Origin of the sequence: Streptomyces sp. NPDC006207 (genome assembly GCF_040613835.1) — a bacterium.
In the GTDB taxonomy this organism is placed as follows: domain Bacteria; phylum Actinomycetota; class Actinomycetes; order Streptomycetales; family Streptomycetaceae; genus Actinacidiphila.
This window is the reverse complement of sequence record NZ_JBEXSX010000046.1, coordinates 62594-79466: the sequence shown is the minus strand read 5'-3', so window position 1 is coordinate 79466 and position 16873 is coordinate 62594. Positions and strand designations below refer to the sequence as shown.

Here is a 16873-nt window from a genome sequence, read left to right as displayed (position 1 = left end):
TACTACGACGGGATCGGCGCCGCGCGCGACGTCATCCAGAACCACCTGCTCCAACTCCTCGCGCTGACCGCCATGGAGGAGCCCGCCTCCTTCGACGCCGAGTCGCTCCTGTCCGAGAAGCTGAACGTGCTGCGCGCGGTACGGCTCCCCGGCGACCTGGGCGCGCACACGGTGCGCGGGCAGTACGCGCACGGCTGGCAGGGCGGGGAGGAGGTGGACGGTTACCTGGAGGAGGACGGCATCGACGCCGAGTCCAGGACCGACACCTACGCCGCGATCAAGCTGGAGATCGACAACCGTCGCTGGGCGGGCGTCCCCTTCTACCTCCGGGCCGGCAAGCGCCTGGGCCGCCGCGTCACCGAGATCGCGGTCGTCTTCCAGCGCGCCCCGCACTCCCCCTTCGGCCCGGAGGCGACGCAGGAACTCGGGCAGAACGCGATCGTCATCCGCGTCCAGCCCGACGAGGGCATCACCGTGCGCTTCGGCTCGAAGGTGCCCGGGACGTCGATGGAGATACGCGACGTGACGATGGACTTCGCCTACGGCGAGTCCTTCACCGAGTCCAGCCCCGAGGCGTACGAGCGGCTCATCCTCGACGTGCTGCTCGGTGACGCCAACCTCTTCCCCCGCCACCTGGAGGTCGAGGAGTCCTGGAAGATCCTCGACCCGGTCGAGCGGTACTGGGACACGCACGGACGGCCCGCGCAGTACACCGCGGGCAGTTGGGGCCCCGCGGAGGCCGACGAGATGCTCGCACGAGACGGACGGAGCTGGCGCAGGCCATGAGGATCGACCTGACCGACACCACGGCAAGCCACATCAACAAGGCCCTGGTGCAGGGCCGCCGCGCCATCGGCACCCCCGCCGTCGGCATGGTCCTGACCATGGTCATCGTGACCGACGAGGAGAACGCCCACGACGCCTTGAAGGCGGCGGAGCAGGCGGCGCAGGAGCACCCCTCGCGCACGCTCGTCGTCATCAAGCGGCCGTCGCGCACCAGCGGCCGGCGCACCCCCTCCCGCGTCGACGCCGAGGTCCGCGTCGGCTCCGACGCCGGATCCGGCGAGGCGGTGCTGCTGAGGCTGTTCGGTGAAGTGGCCGGGCACGCCGACTCCGTGGTCCTGCCGCTGCTGCTGCCCGACGCCCCCGTCGTCATCTGGTGGCCCGCGGACGCACCCGACGTACCGGCCAAGGACCCGCTCGGCGCCCTCGCCCAGCGCCGCATCACCGACGCCTACGCGGTCGACCGGCCGCTGGAGGCACTGGCGGCCCGGGCCGGTGCGTACGCGCCCGGCGACACCGACCTCGCGTGGACCCGGACGACGCCGTGGCGCTCCATGCTCGCCGCCGCGCTGGACCAGGCCCAGGCCCGGGTCACGTCCGCGGTCGTGGAGAGCGAGGCCGACAACCCCAGCGCCGAACTGCTGGCCCGCTGGTTCGCCGACCGGCTGCGCGTGCCCGTCGAACGGGTCGTCACCGACGGGCCCGTGGTGACCGCGGTCCGGCTGCGCACCCCGGACGGCGACGTCACCATCGACCGCCCCGAGGGCGCCGTGGCCCGGCTGTCCATCCCCGGACAGCCCACCCGCGCCCTGGCGCTGAAGGTGCGCACCACCGCCGAGCTCATCGCGGAGGAGCTCCGCCGTCTCGACCCGGACGAGGCCTACGCCGCCGCGCTGCGGGCCCAGGTCAAGGCGCCCCGCACGAAGGCCCTCCCGGCGAAGGCCGCCCCGGCCCGGGCGGCGAAGGCCGCCTCCACCAGGGCCCGTTCCGCGAAGGCCGCCCCGGTGCCGCCGCAGCGCGCGCACCAGCACGAGAACCAGGAGAAGGACGATGCCTGACACACCCGAGCCGAGCCACCGCCCGCAGTGGGCCGCACTGGCGGAGCACCGCGCCGCCACGCGGCCGGGACCGCACCTGCGCGAGCTGTTCGCGGCGGACCCCGCACGCGCGCGGCGCTACACGGTGGAGGTCGGCGACCTGCGCATCGACTACTCCAAGAACCTGGTCACGGACGAGACCCTCGCCCTGCTCCGCGACCTGGCCGCCGCCACCGGCGTGTTCGAGCTGCGCGACGCGATGTTCCGCGGCGAGAAGATCAACGTCACCGAGGGCAGGGCCGTCCTCCACACCGCCCTGCGCGCGCCGCGGGACGCCGTCGTCGAGGTGGACGGCGAGAACGTCGTGCCGCGGGTCCACGCGGTGCTCGACAAGATGTCCGCCTTCGCCGACCGGGTGCGCTCCGGTGGGTGGACCGGCCACACCGGCAAGCGGATCAGGAACGTCGTCAACATCGGCATCGGCGGCTCCGACCTCGGCCCCGCCATGGCGTACGAGGCGCTGCGGCCGTTCACCGACCGCTCGCTGACGTTCCGTTTCGTCTCCAACGTCGACGGCGCGGACCTCCACGAGGCCCTGCAGGGACTCGACCCGGCCGAGACCCTGTTCGTCGTCGCGTCCAAGACCTTCACCACCATCGAGACGATCACCAACGCCACCTCCGCGCGCAGCTGGCTGCTGGCCGGGCTCGACGGGGAGGAGAAGGCCGTCGCCCGGCACTTCGTCGCCCTGTCGACCAACACCGGCAAGGTCGCGGAGTTCGGCATCGACCCGGAGAACATGTTCGAGTTCTGGGACTGGGTGGGCGGCCGCTACTCCTTCGACTCGGCGATCGGCCTCTCCCTGATGATCGCCATCGGCCCGGGACGGTTCCGTGAGATGCTCGACGGCTTCCACACCGTCGACGAGCACTTCCGCACCGCACCCGCGGAGGCCAACGCGCCGCTGATCCTCGGACTGCTCGGCGTCTGGTACGGCAACTTCTTCGACGCCCAGTCGCACGCCGTCCTGCCGTACTCCCACTACCTCTCCAAGTTCACCGCCTACCTGCAGCAACTGGACATGGAGTCCAACGGCAAGTCCGTGGACCGCGACGGGCACCCCGTGGCATGGCAGACCGGCCCCGTCGTGTGGGGCACGCCCGGCACCAACGGCCAGCACGCGTACTACCAGCTCATCCACCAGGGCACGAAGCTGATACCGGCGGACCTCATCGGCTTCGCCCGCCCGGCCGGCGAGCTGTCCGCGGAACTCACCGCCCAGCACGACCTGTTGATGGCCAACCTGTTCGCGCAGGGTCAGGCGCTCGCCTTCGGCAAGACCGCCGACGAGGTCCGCGCCGAGGGCGTGCCAGAGGAGCAGGTCCCGCACCGGACCTTCCGCGGCGACCACCCGACCACCACCGTCCTGGCGACCGAACTGACCCCCGCGGTCCTGGGCCAGCTCATCGCGCTCTACGAGCACAAGGTCTTCGTCCAGGGCGCCCTGTGGAACATCGACTCCTTCGACCAGTGGGGCGTCGAGCTCGGCAAGGTCCTCGCCAAGCGCGTCGAACCCGCCCTGACCGGCGAAGCCGACGTGCCCGGACTCGACCCCTCCACCGCGGCCCTGGTGGCCGCGTACCGCTCCCTGCGGGGCAACTGACCCGGGGGAACTCCCACGGCGGCGCCGCCCGGCCACGGGTGCGCGCCGCCCGCCGACCACACCTGCGACACACAGAAGGAGCACCTGACATGCAACTCGGACTCGTCGGCCTCGGCAAGATGGGCGGCAACATGCGCGAGCGGATCCGCCGCGCCGGCCACACCGTCGTCGGCTACGACCGGGACCCCGACCTGGCCGACGTCGGCAGCCTCACCGAACTGGTCGACAAGCTCGACGCACCCCGCGTGGTGTGGGTGATGGTGCCGGCCGGCGCCCCGACCCAGTCCGTGGTCGACGAGCTCGGCGGCCTCCTGGAGCCGGGCGACATCGTCGTCGACGGCGGCAACTCCCGCTGGACGGACGACGAGAAGCACGCCGAGGAGCTGGCCGCCAAGGGCATCGGCTTCGTGGACGCCGGTGTCTCCGGAGGCGTCTGGGGCCTGAAGAACGGCTACGCCCTCATGGTCGGCGGCCAGGCGGAGCACGTGGAGAAGGTGCAGCCGGTCTTCGACGCCCTCAAGCCCGCGGGCGACTTCGGCTTCGTCCACGCGGGCGCGGTCGGCGCCGGCCACTTCGCGAAGATGGTCCACAACGGCATCGAGTACGCCATGATGCAGGCCTACGCCGAGGGCTGGGAGCTGCTGGAGAAGGTCGACTCGGTCACCGACGTGCGCGAGGTGTTCCGCTCCTGGCAGGAGGGCACCGTCATCCGTTCCTGGCTGCTGGACCTGGCCGTGGGCGCCCTCGACGAGGACGAGCACCTCGGCGGACTCAGGGGGTACGCGGAGGACTCCGGCGAGGGCCGCTGGACCGTCGAGGCGGCCATCGACAACGCCGTGCCGCTGCCCGCGATCACCGCGTCGCTCTTCGCGCGCTTCGCGTCCCGCCAGGACGACTCCCCGCAGATGAAGATGATCGCCGCGCTCCGCAACCAGTTCGGCGGCCACGCCGTCACCACCGCGGACGACAAGGCCTAGCCACCGCCGGAGCCCGCGCCCGCCGGCGCGGGCTCCGTACCGCCTCACCCGCACCACCCTCCTCCTCCGTGCCGAAAGTGGATGAACGACCATGGGCGACCTGCTCCTGCTCCGCCACGGCGAAACCGCGTGGACCCTGTCCCGACAGCACACCAGCCACACCGACCTGCCCCTGACACCGCACGGCGAGGGGGAGGCGGCCCGCGTCGCCCACCTGCTCCGCGGGCACGACATCGCCCTCGCCCTGAGCAGCCCCCTGCGCCGCGCCGTACGCACCGCCGAACTGGCCGGGGTGCCCGGTGCCGAGATCGACCCGGACCTGAGCGAATGGGACTACGGGGGCTACGAGGGCGTCACCACCGCCGAGATCCACCGCACCCGTCCGACCTGGAACCTGTGGGCCGACGGCGTGGCCCCCGGCCCCGCGGACCATCCGGGGGAGGGCCCCGAGGACGTCGGCCGCCGCGCCGACCGCGTGCTCGCGCGCGTCGAGCCGCTGCTGCGCGACCCCGCCGCGGGCGACGTGCTGCTCGTCGCGCACGGCCACATCCTGCGCGTCCTCACCGCCCGTCGCCTCGGCCTGCCGCCGTCGGCCGGATCGCTGTTCGCCCTGGACACCGGCACCGTCAGCCGGCTCGGCACCGAGCACGACCGCCCCGTCATCAAGGCCTGGAACACCACGGGCGCCCCGGCGACCGGCGCGCACTCCCCGTCCGGCGTGATCCCCCCGCAGCGGCGCCCCGAGCACGACTCGTCCCCGGGCCGGTGAGGGGGCGTCGCCCCGTCGGGAACTTCCTCCCCCGCCTTCGCCGTCTTCCGGGGCGGAGGAGCCCCGCCGGTCCTGCGTCTGCCCTACCGTGAAGCCCGTGAAGCCCGTGAAGGTCCTCATCGTCGGCGGCAGCGGGTTCCTTGGCAGGGAACTCGTACGACAGGCCGCGGCCGCGGGTCTCGAGACGGCCGCGACGTACCGCTCCCGGCACCCCGGCGGGGTCCCCGGTGTCCCGTGGCACCACCTCGACCTCCGTGCCCCGGGGCACCTCGGCGAGGTACTGGCCGAGGTCGCCCCCGACACCGTCGTCAACGCCAGCAGCGGGTACAGCGACTGGGAGGTCACCGCCGACGGTTCGGTCCGCGTGGCCCTGGCCGCCGCGGAACACGGCTGCCGCCTGGTCCACGTCTCCAGTGACGCCGTCTTCTCCGGGGGCCGGGTCCACTACGACGAGACCTGCCTGCCCGATCCCATCAGCCCGTACGGCGCGGCGAAGGCCGCCGCCGAGACCGCGGTGCGGCTCCTGGCGCCGGCCGCCGTGGTCGCGCGTACCTCGTTGATCATCGGCGACGGCGGATCCGCGCACGAGCGCCTGGTCCACGACCTGGCCGCAGGCGTACGCGACGGCGTCCTGTTCACCGACGACGTCCGCTGCCCGGTGCACGTCGAGGACCTCGCCTCCGCTCTGTGGGAACTCGCGGTGTCCGACGCCTCGGGCGTGTTCCACCTCGCCGGGACGGACGCCCTCAACCGCTACGAACTGGGCGGGCTCATCGCCCGCCGCGACGGACTCGACGCCACCTCGCTGCGCGCCGGACGCCGCATCGACGGCCCCGTGCCCGGCCCCCTCGACGTCCGCCTCGACAGCAGCGCCACCCAGCGGCGCATACGGACCCGTCTGCGCGGAGCCCGGGAGTTCCTCCACCCCCGGTAGGACGCGGGCCCGACTGCCCATCGGATGGAACCGGGAGGCGCGCGGGCCGTGTCGCCGGGGACACCGGCCGCCCAGGGGTCAAGCTGATGTGCCAGTGATCCCGGCACACGAAAGGGCGCGCCATGGAGGGCATCGCGGACATGGGGGGCACGCGGGGATGGGGGCCCGTCCGGCCGCCGAGACCCGGCGAACCGGTCTTCGCCGAGCCCTGGCAGGGCCGGGCGTTCGCGCTGGCGATCCTCTCCACCCAGGTGTCCGGGTACAACGTGGACGCCTTCCGGCACGCCACGGAACGTCTGGACCGGGCCGCCTACCTGGACGACGGCTACTTCGGCCGGTGGCTGAACGCCGCGGAACTGATGCTCACCGAGAGCGCCGTCCTGGCGCCCACCGCGGTCGAGGCCCGCGCCCGCAACCTGCGCGGCGCCGGCGTCGAGGAGCCACCGGTCCCCGAACCGGCCCGCCCCGACTACGCTCCCACCGCCCCGGGCTCGCTCCGTACCGTGGACACCCCGCCGGCCTTCGCCGTCGGCGAGCGGGTCCGCGCGAAGGACATGTCCCCGCCCGGGCACACGCGGCTGCCGGGCTACCTGCGCGGACACCCCGGCGTCGTCGACCTCGTGCAGCCCGCCGCGCTGCTGCCGGACACCCATGCGCACTTCCTGGGCGAGAACCCGCAGCACGTCTACTCGGTCCGGTTCGACTCCCGCGAGCTGTGGGGTGCCGGCGCCGAGCCCTTCTCCGTCACCGCCGAGCTGTACGAGAGCTACCTGGAGACCCCCTGATGACCTCCACCAGCGGACCGGGCGACCACCTCCCCCCGGCCCTGCGGACCGAGGCGCTCGAGCAACTGCTCACCGAGCGCGGCCTGATCGACCCGGCGGCGATGGACACGATCATCGCCACCTACGAGACCCAGGTGGGCCCGCTCAACGGCGCCAAGGTCGTCGCCAAGGCGTGGACCGACCCGCAGTACAAGCGCCGGCTGCTCCAGGACGGCACCGCGGCCATCGCGGAACTGGGCTTCGCCGGGCGGCAGGGTGAGCACATCGTCGTCGTGGAGAACACCCCCACGACCCACAACGTGGTGGTCTGCACGCTGTGCTCGTGCTACCCGTGGCCGGTTCTCGGCCTGCCGCCGAGCTGGTACAAGGATCCTGCCTACCGTGCGCGCGTGGTGAGGGAACCGCGCACGGTGCTCTCCGAGATGGGACTCGACCTCGCCGACGACGTGCGGATCACCGTCCGGGACTCCACCAGCGAGGTGCGCTGGCTGGTGCTGCCCGAACGCCCCGCCGGCACCGAGCACCTGACGGAGGAGGAACTCGTGCCGCTGGTGACCCGGGACGCCATGGTCGGCGTGGCGAAGGTGACGGCGCCGTGACCGTGCCCCTGGACGTCGACGGTCCGGCCGCGCCGCCCCGTTCCAACGGCGAGCTGGTCTTCACCGAGCCGTGGGAGAGCCGCGCCTTCGGCATGGCCGTCGGCCTCCACGAAGCGGGTGCCTTCGCCTGGCCCCGGTTCCAGGCCGCGCTGATCGCGCGCATCCGGGCCTGGGAGAGCGCGCCGCACGCGGACGGTGCCTGGAACTACTACCGGCTCTGGCTGGCCGCGCTGGAGGACGTGCTCACCGAACAGGACGTGGTCCGTGCGGGCGAGGTCACCGCGCGCGCCCGGACCCTGGCCGGCCGGCCCGCGGGCCACGACCACGGCGACCACCACCACGATCACCACGCACATCGGCACTGACCGCGAGACACCGCTCCCGGCCCGGTCCGTCAGCCGTGCGGGATGGGCAGGTCCAGGGAGACGGTCTTGCCGCGGCCGTTGGGCGAGGCGTTCCACTGCCCGGCCAGGGCCTCGACGATGAGCAGACCCCTGCCGTGCTCGGCCTCGGCGTTCTCCTCCTCGTCCAGGGCCAGCGGCGAGGGGACGGGCGGGTTGCTGTCGGAGTCCCGCACCTCCAGCCGGACGTGGTCGCCGAAGGCCCGCAGCCGGACGTCGACGTCGCTGCCCGCGTGGATGAGGGCGTTGGTCACGATCTCCGAGGTGATCAGCTGGAGGGTGTCCGACACGACCGGCAGCGACCACGCGTGCAGTTGCTCGTCGACGAACTCCCGGGCCGCCTTGACCCCGTGCAGATCGCGCCGCTGCACGTGCAGGCTCGCGGTCAGTGGCGCCCCCTTGCCCGCGGCGCCTTCGTACCGGGCCAGGAGCAGCACCGCGTCGTCCCGGCGCCACCGGGGGCCGGAGACCTCGGCGACCATGCGGTCGGCGACCTGTTCCAGGTCGGCCCCGGACTCCCGGACCCCCGCACGGAGCAGGGTCCGCGCGCACGCGCCGTGGTCCCCGGTGAGGGAGTCGGTCAGGCCGTTGGAGTAGAGCATCAGCACGGACCCTGGGGACAGCGTGTGCTCACAACCGCGGTAAGGGTGCTGCGTGGTGACGCCCAGGGGGAGGTTCGCGGGCGCGTCGAGGACGTCCACGCTTCCGTCGGGCCGCCGTACGACCGGCGCCGGATGCCCGGCGAGAGCCACTTCTGCCATACCGTCAGCGGTGTCCAGGGCGACCACGCAACAGGTCACGAGCTGCTCCGTGCCGAGTTCGGCGAGCAGCCGGCCCGTCCGGTCGATCACCGCGGCGGGGCAGTGGCCTTCGGTCGCGTACGAGGTCAGCGCGGTGCGCACCTGGCCCATGACGGCGGCGCTGTCCAGGTCGTGGCCTTCCACGTCACCGACGGCGAGCACCATCCGGTCGTCCGACACCTTGATCACGTCGTACCAGTCGCCGCCCGCCTGGCAGGTGGTCGTGGCGGGCCGGTAGCGCGCGGTGGTGGCCAGCCCCGGCAGCTCGGACAGGACGGGCGGCAGGAGCCTGCGCTGCAGGTGTTCCGCGATCTCGCGCTGCCGGGTGCCCAGTTCGACGCGTTCCACCGTCGCCCCCAGCATGCCGGCCATCATGCCGAGCACCGTCCGTTCCTCGGGCGGGAACGCGCGGGCCCCCTCGAACTCCAGGCAGCACACCCCGACGATGCGCGGGTTCATCAGGGACACCTCGGCGACGCTCCTGCTCCCGACGACGAGCGGCAGGTAGGCCTCGGCCCGCGGCCCGGCGTCGTGCCGGTCCGGGTCCGTGTCCGGTGGTGCGCCCTCGGACAGGAACAGTGCGTGCCCGCGTACCGCCTCCACCGCGGGAGAGCTCGCGCCGAGTCTGGCGCCGTGGACGGTGCGGACCAGCGCGGAGGACGGTCCGCTGTGTCCCAGGACCCACAGCCGGCCCGCACTCACCGAGGCCAGCACCACGGCTCCGGCGCCGAAGGGGGACATGATGCAGTCCCGGGCCGCCGCGACGACGTGGTCCACCGTCGTGGCCTGGTTGAGGCGCTCGGCGAAATGACGCAGGGGGTACATCAGGCTGGCTCCGGACGAGCCGGGGACGCCGCGCACCCCCCAGCCCGGGGTGTGGACGCTCGCGTGGAACACCGGTACGAGGGCGGGTGCGGGGCCGCTCACGACGGCAACGCCGTGACGCACGAGTTCGGCGAGGGCGGTGGCCAGCGCGTCCGCGATCTCCTGCAGCACCGTGTGGTCGGCGGGGCCGTAGTCGCCGTGGCTCTCGAGGCGCAGCACGGTGAGCGCGCCGAAGCGGTGCCCGCCGGCGGTGGCCGGGGACGCCAGGGCCGCGTAAGGATAGGGCAGTGCGAAGCGCTGGTCCGGGTCGGCCGGGTCGGGATCGGGCAGCACCGCCGTCGCGCCCGTGGTGACGGCGCGGGTCGAAGCGCGGGGCATGTCCATGGGCATCCGGCAGGGGATCGTGAACATGGAGGGCGGGCTGCCGGCGATCATCGCCGCTCGCAGTTCGGCGCCGCTCCCGTCCAGCAGATAGACCGCCGCGGCGACGGCGTCCATCCGGAACAGGGCCTCACGGAGGGTGCCGTGCAGGACCTCCTCGAGACCCGTGCCCTCGATCCGTGCGGGCCCGCCTTCGCGGCGGTGTTCTCCGACTGCGCTGTTGCTGGTCATCGAACGGCTCCTCCTCGCGAGTATAGGTGCGCGGGTGGCCGGTCGCTCAGGGGCGAAGACCTCGCTTGCCGCTCGGCAGATAGGAGCATATGCTCGTAATAGTGCGGGTGGGGGTGCGCGCCCTGCGGCACCTCGGACGCCACGGGAGTCCGTGGCCACACCCGTCACCCGGAACTCAGCCAACCCAGAAGGAGACCGACCGATGGCTGCCGGCAATCTTGTCCTCGTCACCGGGGTCGGCGGCGTGGGCCGTGCCGTCCTCGAACTCCTGCGTGAGCAGGACGTACCGGTGCGCGCGATGGTCCGCCACGACGACGAGCGGGCGGACGCGCTGCGCGCGCTCGGCGCGGAGGTCGTCACCGGCGATCTGACCCGGCCCGAGACCGTGGCGGCGGCACTGGAGGGTGCGCGGCGGATGTACTTCGCGATGCCCGTCTCGACCGATCACCTGCTCGCGGCGACCGTGGTGGCGAGCGTCGCCCGCGCGTACGGGCGGCTGGACGCGCTGGTGGGCATGTCGCAGATGACGGTGTCGCAGATGACCGCGACCAGCACGGGGGAGTCCCACCAACAGCGGCTGCACTGGCTGGCGGAGCAGGTGCTGAACTGGTCGGGCCTGCCGGTGGTCCACGTCCGCCCGACGTCCTTCCTGGACAATCCGCTGTTCACCGCACTGGCGGCACGGTCGATCCGGGAGACCGGGACGATCGCGCTGCCGTTCGGCACCGGGCGTACCTCTCCGGTGGCCGTGGAGGACGTCGCCCGGGTCGTCGCCACGGTCCTGCGCGACCCGGTCCCGCACGTCGGCCGGGTCCTGGAACTGACCGGTCCGCGCACGCTCGACATGGCCGAGATGGCCGAGGAGTTCTCCCGGGCGCTGGGACGTGAGGTGTCCTACGTCGACGTGCCGCCGGAGCGGTGGCGGGACGAGGTGCTCAGCCGGGCCGGTCTGCCGCCGCACGTCGAGGCCCACATCGCCACCATGGGCCGGCTGCACCGGGAGAACCGCTACGACCGGGCGTCCGACGACGTCGAGCGTGTGACGGGCGTGCCCGCCCGGACCGTCGAGCAGTTCGTCGCCGCCCGCCGGGACTTCTACCTGGGCTGAGCCCGCGCGGGGCCGCTCCGGCATCCCGCGGGGATGCCGGAGCGGGGTCCGCCGTGCGTCCGCGGGCCCGTGTTGCCGCCGCCGGTTTGATGACGAATCAAGCTACTTGCACGTACAAGTAATCCAATGTTCTACTTGTTTGACCGAGCAAGTAGTGCGCGGGGGCTCAGCGCGGGCTGGGGGGAATGCCCGGGTACGAGTGCCGCACCGAGGTGGCGAACCCACCGGGAGGATGCGCGCTCCGGGAACGCCGGACCGACAGGACCCTCGTCGGGACCGGCCGGCAGGCCGACGTGCCTGCCCTGACGCGGGGTGACGGTGGCCGACAGGCCTGACGGCATCCGTCCGCGCCCGATTTTCCCCAGGCCGCAGGTCGACCGCTCGGCATCGCCGTCCTGAGGCGCGCGGAACGACGCTCCCCGGACCCAGGGGAGCGCATGTGCGTCCCTTCGAAGCTCCGCCTCCCGCGCTCGTACCACCCAGAACAGGATGAACACTTACATGTCAACGACCAGCAGGCGGACCGTCCTCGGCATGGCCGGGGTCACCGCGGCGGCCGTCGCCGTCGCCGGCACCGGAGTCCTCGGCTCCGCCGGCGTCTTCCAGGGCACGGCGGAGGCGGCCGACGCGCTGCACGGCGTGAACGAGCCCACGTTCACGACGTTGAAACCGTTCCGGGACGCGCTTCGCGTCCCGCCGACGCTGCGCCCCAAGAGCCATGGGATCACGGAGATCGACATGGTCCGGTCCTCGGTCCGGCTGCACTCCCAGATGCCGCCGACCCGGCTGTGGACCTACGCCGGCCACTTCCCCGGCCCGACCATCGAGGTCCGCAGCGGGGAGCGGGTACGCATCGCCTGGAACAACAAGCTCAAGGGCCGCACGCCGGTCAAGGCGGTGTGGGTGAACCCCGAGGGGCCCGGCCCCGGCCTGCTGCCCTACAACCGGCCCGGTGCCGAGGGTGCCGCCGCCCGTCCCGAGGTCGAGCGGCTCACCGCCTGGACCACCGTCCACGTGCACGGCGGCCACCAGAACGCCCTGAGCGACGGCGCCGCGGAGTTCGGAGTCACCTCCGGTAACGGGCAGTTGGGGGAGTACGCCAACGACCAGGCGGCGACCCACCTCTTCTACCACGACCACGCCATGTCGGTGACCTCGCTCAACGTCCAGGCCGGTCTGGTCGGCAACTACGTGGTGCGCGACGCGGAGGAGGACCGGCTCGGACTGCCCCGCGGCGAGCACGAGATCCCGCTGACGATCCAGGACGTCAACTTCGACACCGACGCCCAGGGCCGGCTCACCGGCCAGGTCCTCGCCAAGCGGATCCTGGGCGGCGGCGCGATGCCGATGCCGGGAACCATCCCGCCCGCCCTGGCGAGCCTGAACCCGTTCACCATGGTCAACGGCGTGGTGTGGCCGTACCTGGACGTGCAGGCCCGCGCCTACCGCTTCCGTCTGGTGAACGTCTCCACCACCCGCGTCTACCGCCTGGTCGTCGTCGACGAGGAGACCGGCAGGGTCGTGCGCGGCGCCATGAAGCTCATCGGCACCGACATGGGGCTGCTCGGCAAGCCGCAGACCATCGACGAGGCGATCTCCCTCTCGCCCGCCGAGCGCGCCGACGTCGTCGTCGACTTCGCGGCCTTCCCCGGGAGGAAGCTCAAGCTCGTCAACACGATCCCGGGCCAGACCGCCGGAGCGGCCCTGCCGGACTTCGTGATCCCGTTCCCCGAGGTCATGCAGTTCCGCGTCGAGAAGAAGCGACGCGCGCTGCACCCGCTTCCGACAACGTTGTCGAAGTCGTTCCGCAAGCTCACCCTCGCCGACGTGCCCAAGGACGCCACCGAGCGCTTCGTCCTGCTCGGCTTCGACAAGACCGGCGCCATGCCCCAGATCTGGGAGATGGAGCAGGTCCCGGCCGACACGGCGCCGGGCACCGGCATCGTGAGGGTCGACATGCCGGGCGGCACCGTCACGCTGCGCCGAACGGGCACCATGTTCGAGGACACCACCACCTTCTTCGCCGCCTCCGGCACCTGGGAGAAGTGGCACTTCATCAGCGCCGCCCCCGAGGGCGTGCCCATCTACCACCCGATGCACATCCACCTGATGAACTTCCAGGTCGTCGACCGGCGGGCCGTCGACTCCTCCGGTGTGGACTTCGCCACGGCGCAGACCAGGAAGCCCATCACGGTCGGCGCTCCGGTCCCGGTCGCCCCGGAGGAGTCCGGCTGGAAGGACACCATCACCGTCAACGCCAACACCCTCGTCACCGTGGCGGGACGTCTCGCCGACCAGACCGGCAAGGTCATGTACCACTGCCACCTCCTCGACCACGAGGACGAGGGCATGATGCGGCCCTTCGTCGTCATGCCGTCGCCGGTCCACGACATCCACCGGATGCTGATGGACATGGGCCGGGGAATGGACGCGCACGACATGAAGCACATGAAGATGTAGCCCCCACCGCCCGGGCGTCCGGGCCCGGAGCGGTCCCGTCTCGGGCGGGACCGCTCCGGGCGGACCCGGACCCCGGGCCTACAGGTCCAGCAGGGCCTGCTCGACGGCCTCGGTCAGCGCGGGGTGGATGTACAGCACCTCCCGGCCGACCTGGTCGGCCGTCTGCCCCAGTGCCATGGCCTGGATCAGCGGCTGGATGAGCGTCGCGGCCTGGGGACCGATGATGTGCGCGCCCAGGATCGTCCGGTCGTGGGGGTCCGCCAGGACCTTCACGAAACTGGTGGTGTCCTCCAGGGCCCATCCGTAGGCGGTGTCCGCGTAGTCGCGGACGCTCACCAGGTACGCGACGCCGTGGCGGCGCGCCTCCTGCTCGGTGAGTCCGACGCTCGCGATCTGCGGGCTGGTGAAGACCGCGTGCGGAGCGAGTTTGTTGGACAGGGTGTGCAGGTCGTCCGGGTGGAGCAGGTTGTGCCGTACGACACGGGACTCGGCGTTGGCCATGTGCTTGAGCTGGAAGTGGTTCACCGCGTCGCCGAGGGCCCAGACCCCCGGTACGGACGTGCGGTAGGTGTCGTCGGTCACGATGTGCCCGTGCCCGTCGAGTTCCAGCCCGCCGGCGGCCGCGTCCAGCCGGTCGGTGTTGGGCCGGCGGCCGGTGCAGACCAGCAGCATCTCTGCCTGGACGACCTGCTCGCCCTCGGCGCAGGTCACACTCACCTCGACACCGTCGGCGCGACGTTCGACGGCGGTGACGGTGGCGCCGAGGATGACCTGGTGCCGACGGGAGACGAGCTCGGTGAAGCGCTCGGACACCTGCTCGTCCTCGGCCATCAGCAGGCGCGGCCCCCGCTGGATGATCGTGACGTCCGACCCGAACGCGCCGAAGACGTGGCCGAACTCGGCCGCGATGAACCCGCCGCCGATGACGGCCAGCGAAGCGGGCGCGTCCTCGATCCGCATGATCGTGTCGGAGGTGTGGAACGGCACGGTGTCCAGTCCGGGGACGTCCGGCACGTCGGGCCGTGAGCCGACCGCGACGACGATGGTGTCGGCGGTGATCCGCTCCTCGCCCACCTGCAGCACTTTCGGCCCGACGAAGCGGGCCTCCCCGGTGTACACGTCGATGCCGTGGTCCCGTCGGTAGTCCACCGCGCTGTCGTGGAGCGGGTCGATCCGGTGGAACACCCGGTCGCGGACGGTCTTCCAGTCCACCGGTTCGACGGTGGCGTGGACCCCGAGGCGCGCGGCCGCCCGTGCGCCCTCGGCCGCGTCGGCGGCGACGACGAACATCTTGCTGGGGATGCAGCCCCGGTTCAGGCACGTACCGCCGAAGCGGCCCGGTTCGACGATGGCGCAGCGCAGGTGCGCGAACTCGTCCCCGATCAGCATGTTGCCGCTGCCCGCGCCGAGGACCACAAGATCGTAGTGCGCCATGTCCGCCCGCCTTCCGCCGGTCAGCAGATGTCCGGACGTCCTGGCTGCGGGGCGGGCCCCCCCGCGGGACGGCCCGCCCGTTTTGTGCCTGTTCGGTCCTTCGAGGTTCATATCACGGGCACGGGGCGCCGGGGGTGCACCAACGGTGCGACACAGCCGGAGGTCAGCCCGCCGTTCCGGCGGCCTGCTCCTTCCTGCGCTGCCGGTAGGCCCGCATGGACGCGCGGGAACCGCACCTCGGGCCGCAGTAGCCGGCCGAGCTGTTGCGCGTCCGGTCGAAGAAGCAGAAGTGGCACGGCTCGTGGCGGCATGCCCGCAGCCTGTCCCACACGCCCGCGTGCGCGAGTTCGGTGACGCTCGCCAGTACGGTCCCGAACAGCCCGGGGATGCCGCTCTGCGTGCTCGCCAAACGGGCTCCCTCGGCGGTGACGACCGTGGCCAGGGGGTAGCGGGCGGCGACGCCGCGAAGGTGCTCCTCCGCCCGGGCGAGTGCCTCGGGTGTGGTGTTCTTGTCGCCCGCGTGCGCCAGCAGCACGGTGATCAGGGCGTCGCGCAGTTCGCGTGCGGCGGCCGCGTCGGCCTCGGTGACGTGGGTGGACCCCGTGCCCAGGTCGTGCTCCAGCAGCCATGCGTGCATGCTGCGGGCGTCCGTGAAGCGCTCCGGGAGCTGCCTCGGCCCCGAAGCGTGCGTGTTGAGGAACCGTAGGAGCGCGTCGACGGCTGCGGGCTGGGTCAGCGGACTGCGCTCGGTCGTGGGCGTCGGCATCGTGCGGGCCTCCCTTTCCGGGCCAGTCTAGATCACTCCCCGTTGTGGGTGAAACCGAGACGGTGGTCATTCTCTTCCCGTGTGGTGGAGTCCGGTGAGGAGCAGTGGGGTCGCGGTGAGGTGTGTCACGCTCGCCCCATTTCGTGAGGATGCGCGTTGCGAGTTGCGACCTAATGGCCTACGGTCATCACCACGAAGACAGGCTGAGCCGCTCCAGTAGTTGCGGTTCGAAGCCTTCGGCGACCCGGCCGGGGATCCGGCGTGTGGCGCCGGTGTGGCTCCGCCGTCCTCGTCCCCCGGAAAACGGTGACCGCCGGCGTGCGGCGCACCGTCGTCTACGAAGGAAGACCCCCATGTACACGAAGCTGGAACTCGTCGTGCTGCCCGTGACCGATGTCGACCGGGCCAAGGCGTTCTACGAGGCGCTGGGATTCCGCCTGGATCTGGACAAGGCCGTCAGTGAGGACTGGCGCGCGGTGCACTTCACCCCGCCGGGCTCGGAGTGCTCGGTGATGTTCGGTCAGGGGCTCACCTCCGCCGAGCCGGGCTCGGCCCAGGGGCTGTACCTGGCCGTCCTCGACATCGAGGAGGCCCGTGCGGAGCTGGTCGCCCGGGGCATCGAGGTGAGCGAGGTGTTCCACGACGCCGGCGGGCTGCTGTTCCACGGCCACGAGGGTGGGGAGATCACCCACCGGCAGGAGGGCCAGGGGCGGCTCGCGGGCCTGCAGCCCGACCGTGCCTCGTACGGCTCGTTCGCCACCTTCAGCGACCCGGACGGCAACGGCTGGGTGCTCCAGGAGATCAAGCAGCGGTTCCCCGGCCGCTGACCCACCCCCTCACCGCAGGGCGTACGGAGCCGTACGGACGCGGCCCCTCCTGCACCCCAATACGTGCATATGCTCGTTCCTAGTGGAAGGAAA

Annotated in this window: 15 protein-coding genes; 12 read left to right on the top strand and 3 right to left on the bottom strand. The window is 72.2% G+C overall.

From position 1 onward, the window contains the following. The 9 genes from ABZ312_RS30735 to ABZ312_RS30695 form a co-directional block, all read left to right on the top strand. The coding region (locus ABZ312_RS30735; protein WP_500439199.1) for a glucose-6-phosphate dehydrogenase at positions 1 to 786 on the top strand (786 nt) is incomplete at its 5' end. After that, on the top strand, positions 783 to 1841 hold the full coding sequence (gene opcA, locus ABZ312_RS30730) for a glucose-6-phosphate dehydrogenase assembly protein OpcA (protein ID WP_500323638.1): 1059 nt from the start codon (positions 783 to 785) through the stop codon (positions 1839 to 1841). The genes ABZ312_RS30735 and opcA, both read left to right, overlap by 4 nt. After that, the gene (gene pgi, locus ABZ312_RS30725; RefSeq protein WP_500323639.1) at positions 1834 to 3483 is read left to right on the top strand and encodes a glucose-6-phosphate isomerase; all 1650 of its coding nucleotides are present in this window, start codon (positions 1834 to 1836) and stop codon (positions 3481 to 3483) included. Before opcA ends, pgi begins: the two co-directional genes overlap by 8 nt. A gap of 89 nt (positions 3484 to 3572) precedes the next feature. Then, complete coding sequence (gene gnd, locus ABZ312_RS30720) at positions 3573 to 4460, top strand: phosphogluconate dehydrogenase (NAD(+)-dependent, decarboxylating) (protein WP_500356570.1); 888 nt, start codon at positions 3573 to 3575, stop codon at positions 4458 to 4460. Between the two features lie 91 nt (positions 4461 to 4551). Beyond that, on the top strand, positions 4552 to 5229 hold the full coding sequence (locus ABZ312_RS30715) for a histidine phosphatase family protein (protein WP_500323641.1): 678 nt from the start codon (positions 4552 to 4554) through the stop codon (positions 5227 to 5229). A 106-nt stretch (positions 5230 to 5335) separates the two neighbouring features. Then, complete coding sequence (locus ABZ312_RS30710; protein ID WP_500439204.1) at positions 5336 to 6163, top strand: SDR family oxidoreductase; 828 nt, start codon at positions 5336 to 5338, stop codon at positions 6161 to 6163. A 122-nt stretch (positions 6164 to 6285) separates the two neighbouring features. Continuing rightward, positions 6286 to 6948, top strand: coding sequence for a nitrile hydratase subunit beta (gene nthB / locus ABZ312_RS30705; RefSeq protein ID WP_500323643.1), 663 nt, complete (start codon positions 6286 to 6288; stop codon positions 6946 to 6948). Further along, positions 6948 to 7547 (top strand): nitrile hydratase subunit alpha, encoded by a 600-nt coding sequence (nthA, locus tag ABZ312_RS30700; protein WP_500323645.1) that lies wholly within the window; start codon positions 6948 to 6950, stop codon positions 7545 to 7547. The genes nthB and nthA overlap by 1 nt, the downstream gene beginning before the upstream one ends. Then, positions 7544 to 7912: a nitrile hydratase accessory protein gene (locus ABZ312_RS30695; RefSeq protein WP_500323646.1), complete on the top strand. Its 369-nt coding sequence runs from the start codon at positions 7544 to 7546 to the stop codon at positions 7910 to 7912. The genes nthA and ABZ312_RS30695 overlap by 4 nt, the downstream gene beginning before the upstream one ends. Before the next feature lie 29 nt (positions 7913 to 7941). Here the strand turns inward: ABZ312_RS30695 and ABZ312_RS30690 are convergent, their stop codons facing one another. After that, positions 7942 to 10185 carry a SpoIIE family protein phosphatase gene (locus ABZ312_RS30690; protein ID WP_500439198.1) on the bottom strand — a complete coding sequence of 748 codons (2244 nt, stop codon included), beginning with the start codon at positions 10183 to 10185 and terminating at the stop codon, positions 7942 to 7944. A gap of 202 nt (positions 10186 to 10387) precedes the next feature. On the opposite strand from ABZ312_RS30690, the gene ABZ312_RS30685 reads away from it, so the two are divergent. Next, entirely contained in the window at positions 10388 to 11293 is a 906-nt protein-coding gene (locus ABZ312_RS30685) for an NmrA family NAD(P)-binding protein (protein ID WP_500323650.1), read from the top strand. Positions 11294 to 11794: 501 nt separating this feature from the next. Then, positions 11795 to 13753 carry a multicopper oxidase family protein gene (locus tag ABZ312_RS30680; RefSeq protein WP_500323652.1) on the top strand — a complete coding sequence of 653 codons (1959 nt, stop codon included), beginning with the start codon at positions 11795 to 11797 and terminating at the stop codon, positions 13751 to 13753. A 78-nt stretch (positions 13754 to 13831) separates the two neighbouring features. On the opposite strand, the gene ABZ312_RS30675 is transcribed toward ABZ312_RS30680, so the two are convergent. Further along, positions 13832 to 15187, bottom strand: a complete 1356-nt coding sequence (locus ABZ312_RS30675) for a mycothione reductase (protein WP_500323653.1) — start codon at positions 15185 to 15187, stop codon at positions 13832 to 13834. Positions 15188 to 15350: 163 nt separating this feature from the next. Continuing rightward, positions 15351 to 15953 carry a CGNR zinc finger domain-containing protein gene (locus ABZ312_RS30670; protein ID WP_500356575.1) on the bottom strand — a complete coding sequence of 201 codons (603 nt, stop codon included), beginning with the start codon at positions 15951 to 15953 and terminating at the stop codon, positions 15351 to 15353. Positions 15954 to 16306: 353 nt separating this feature from the next. On the opposite strand from ABZ312_RS30670, the gene ABZ312_RS30665 reads away from it, so the two are divergent. Then, entirely contained in the window at positions 16307 to 16780 is a 474-nt protein-coding gene (locus tag ABZ312_RS30665; RefSeq protein WP_500323656.1) for a VOC family protein, read from the top strand. Positions 16781 to 16873 lie beyond the last annotated feature (93 nt).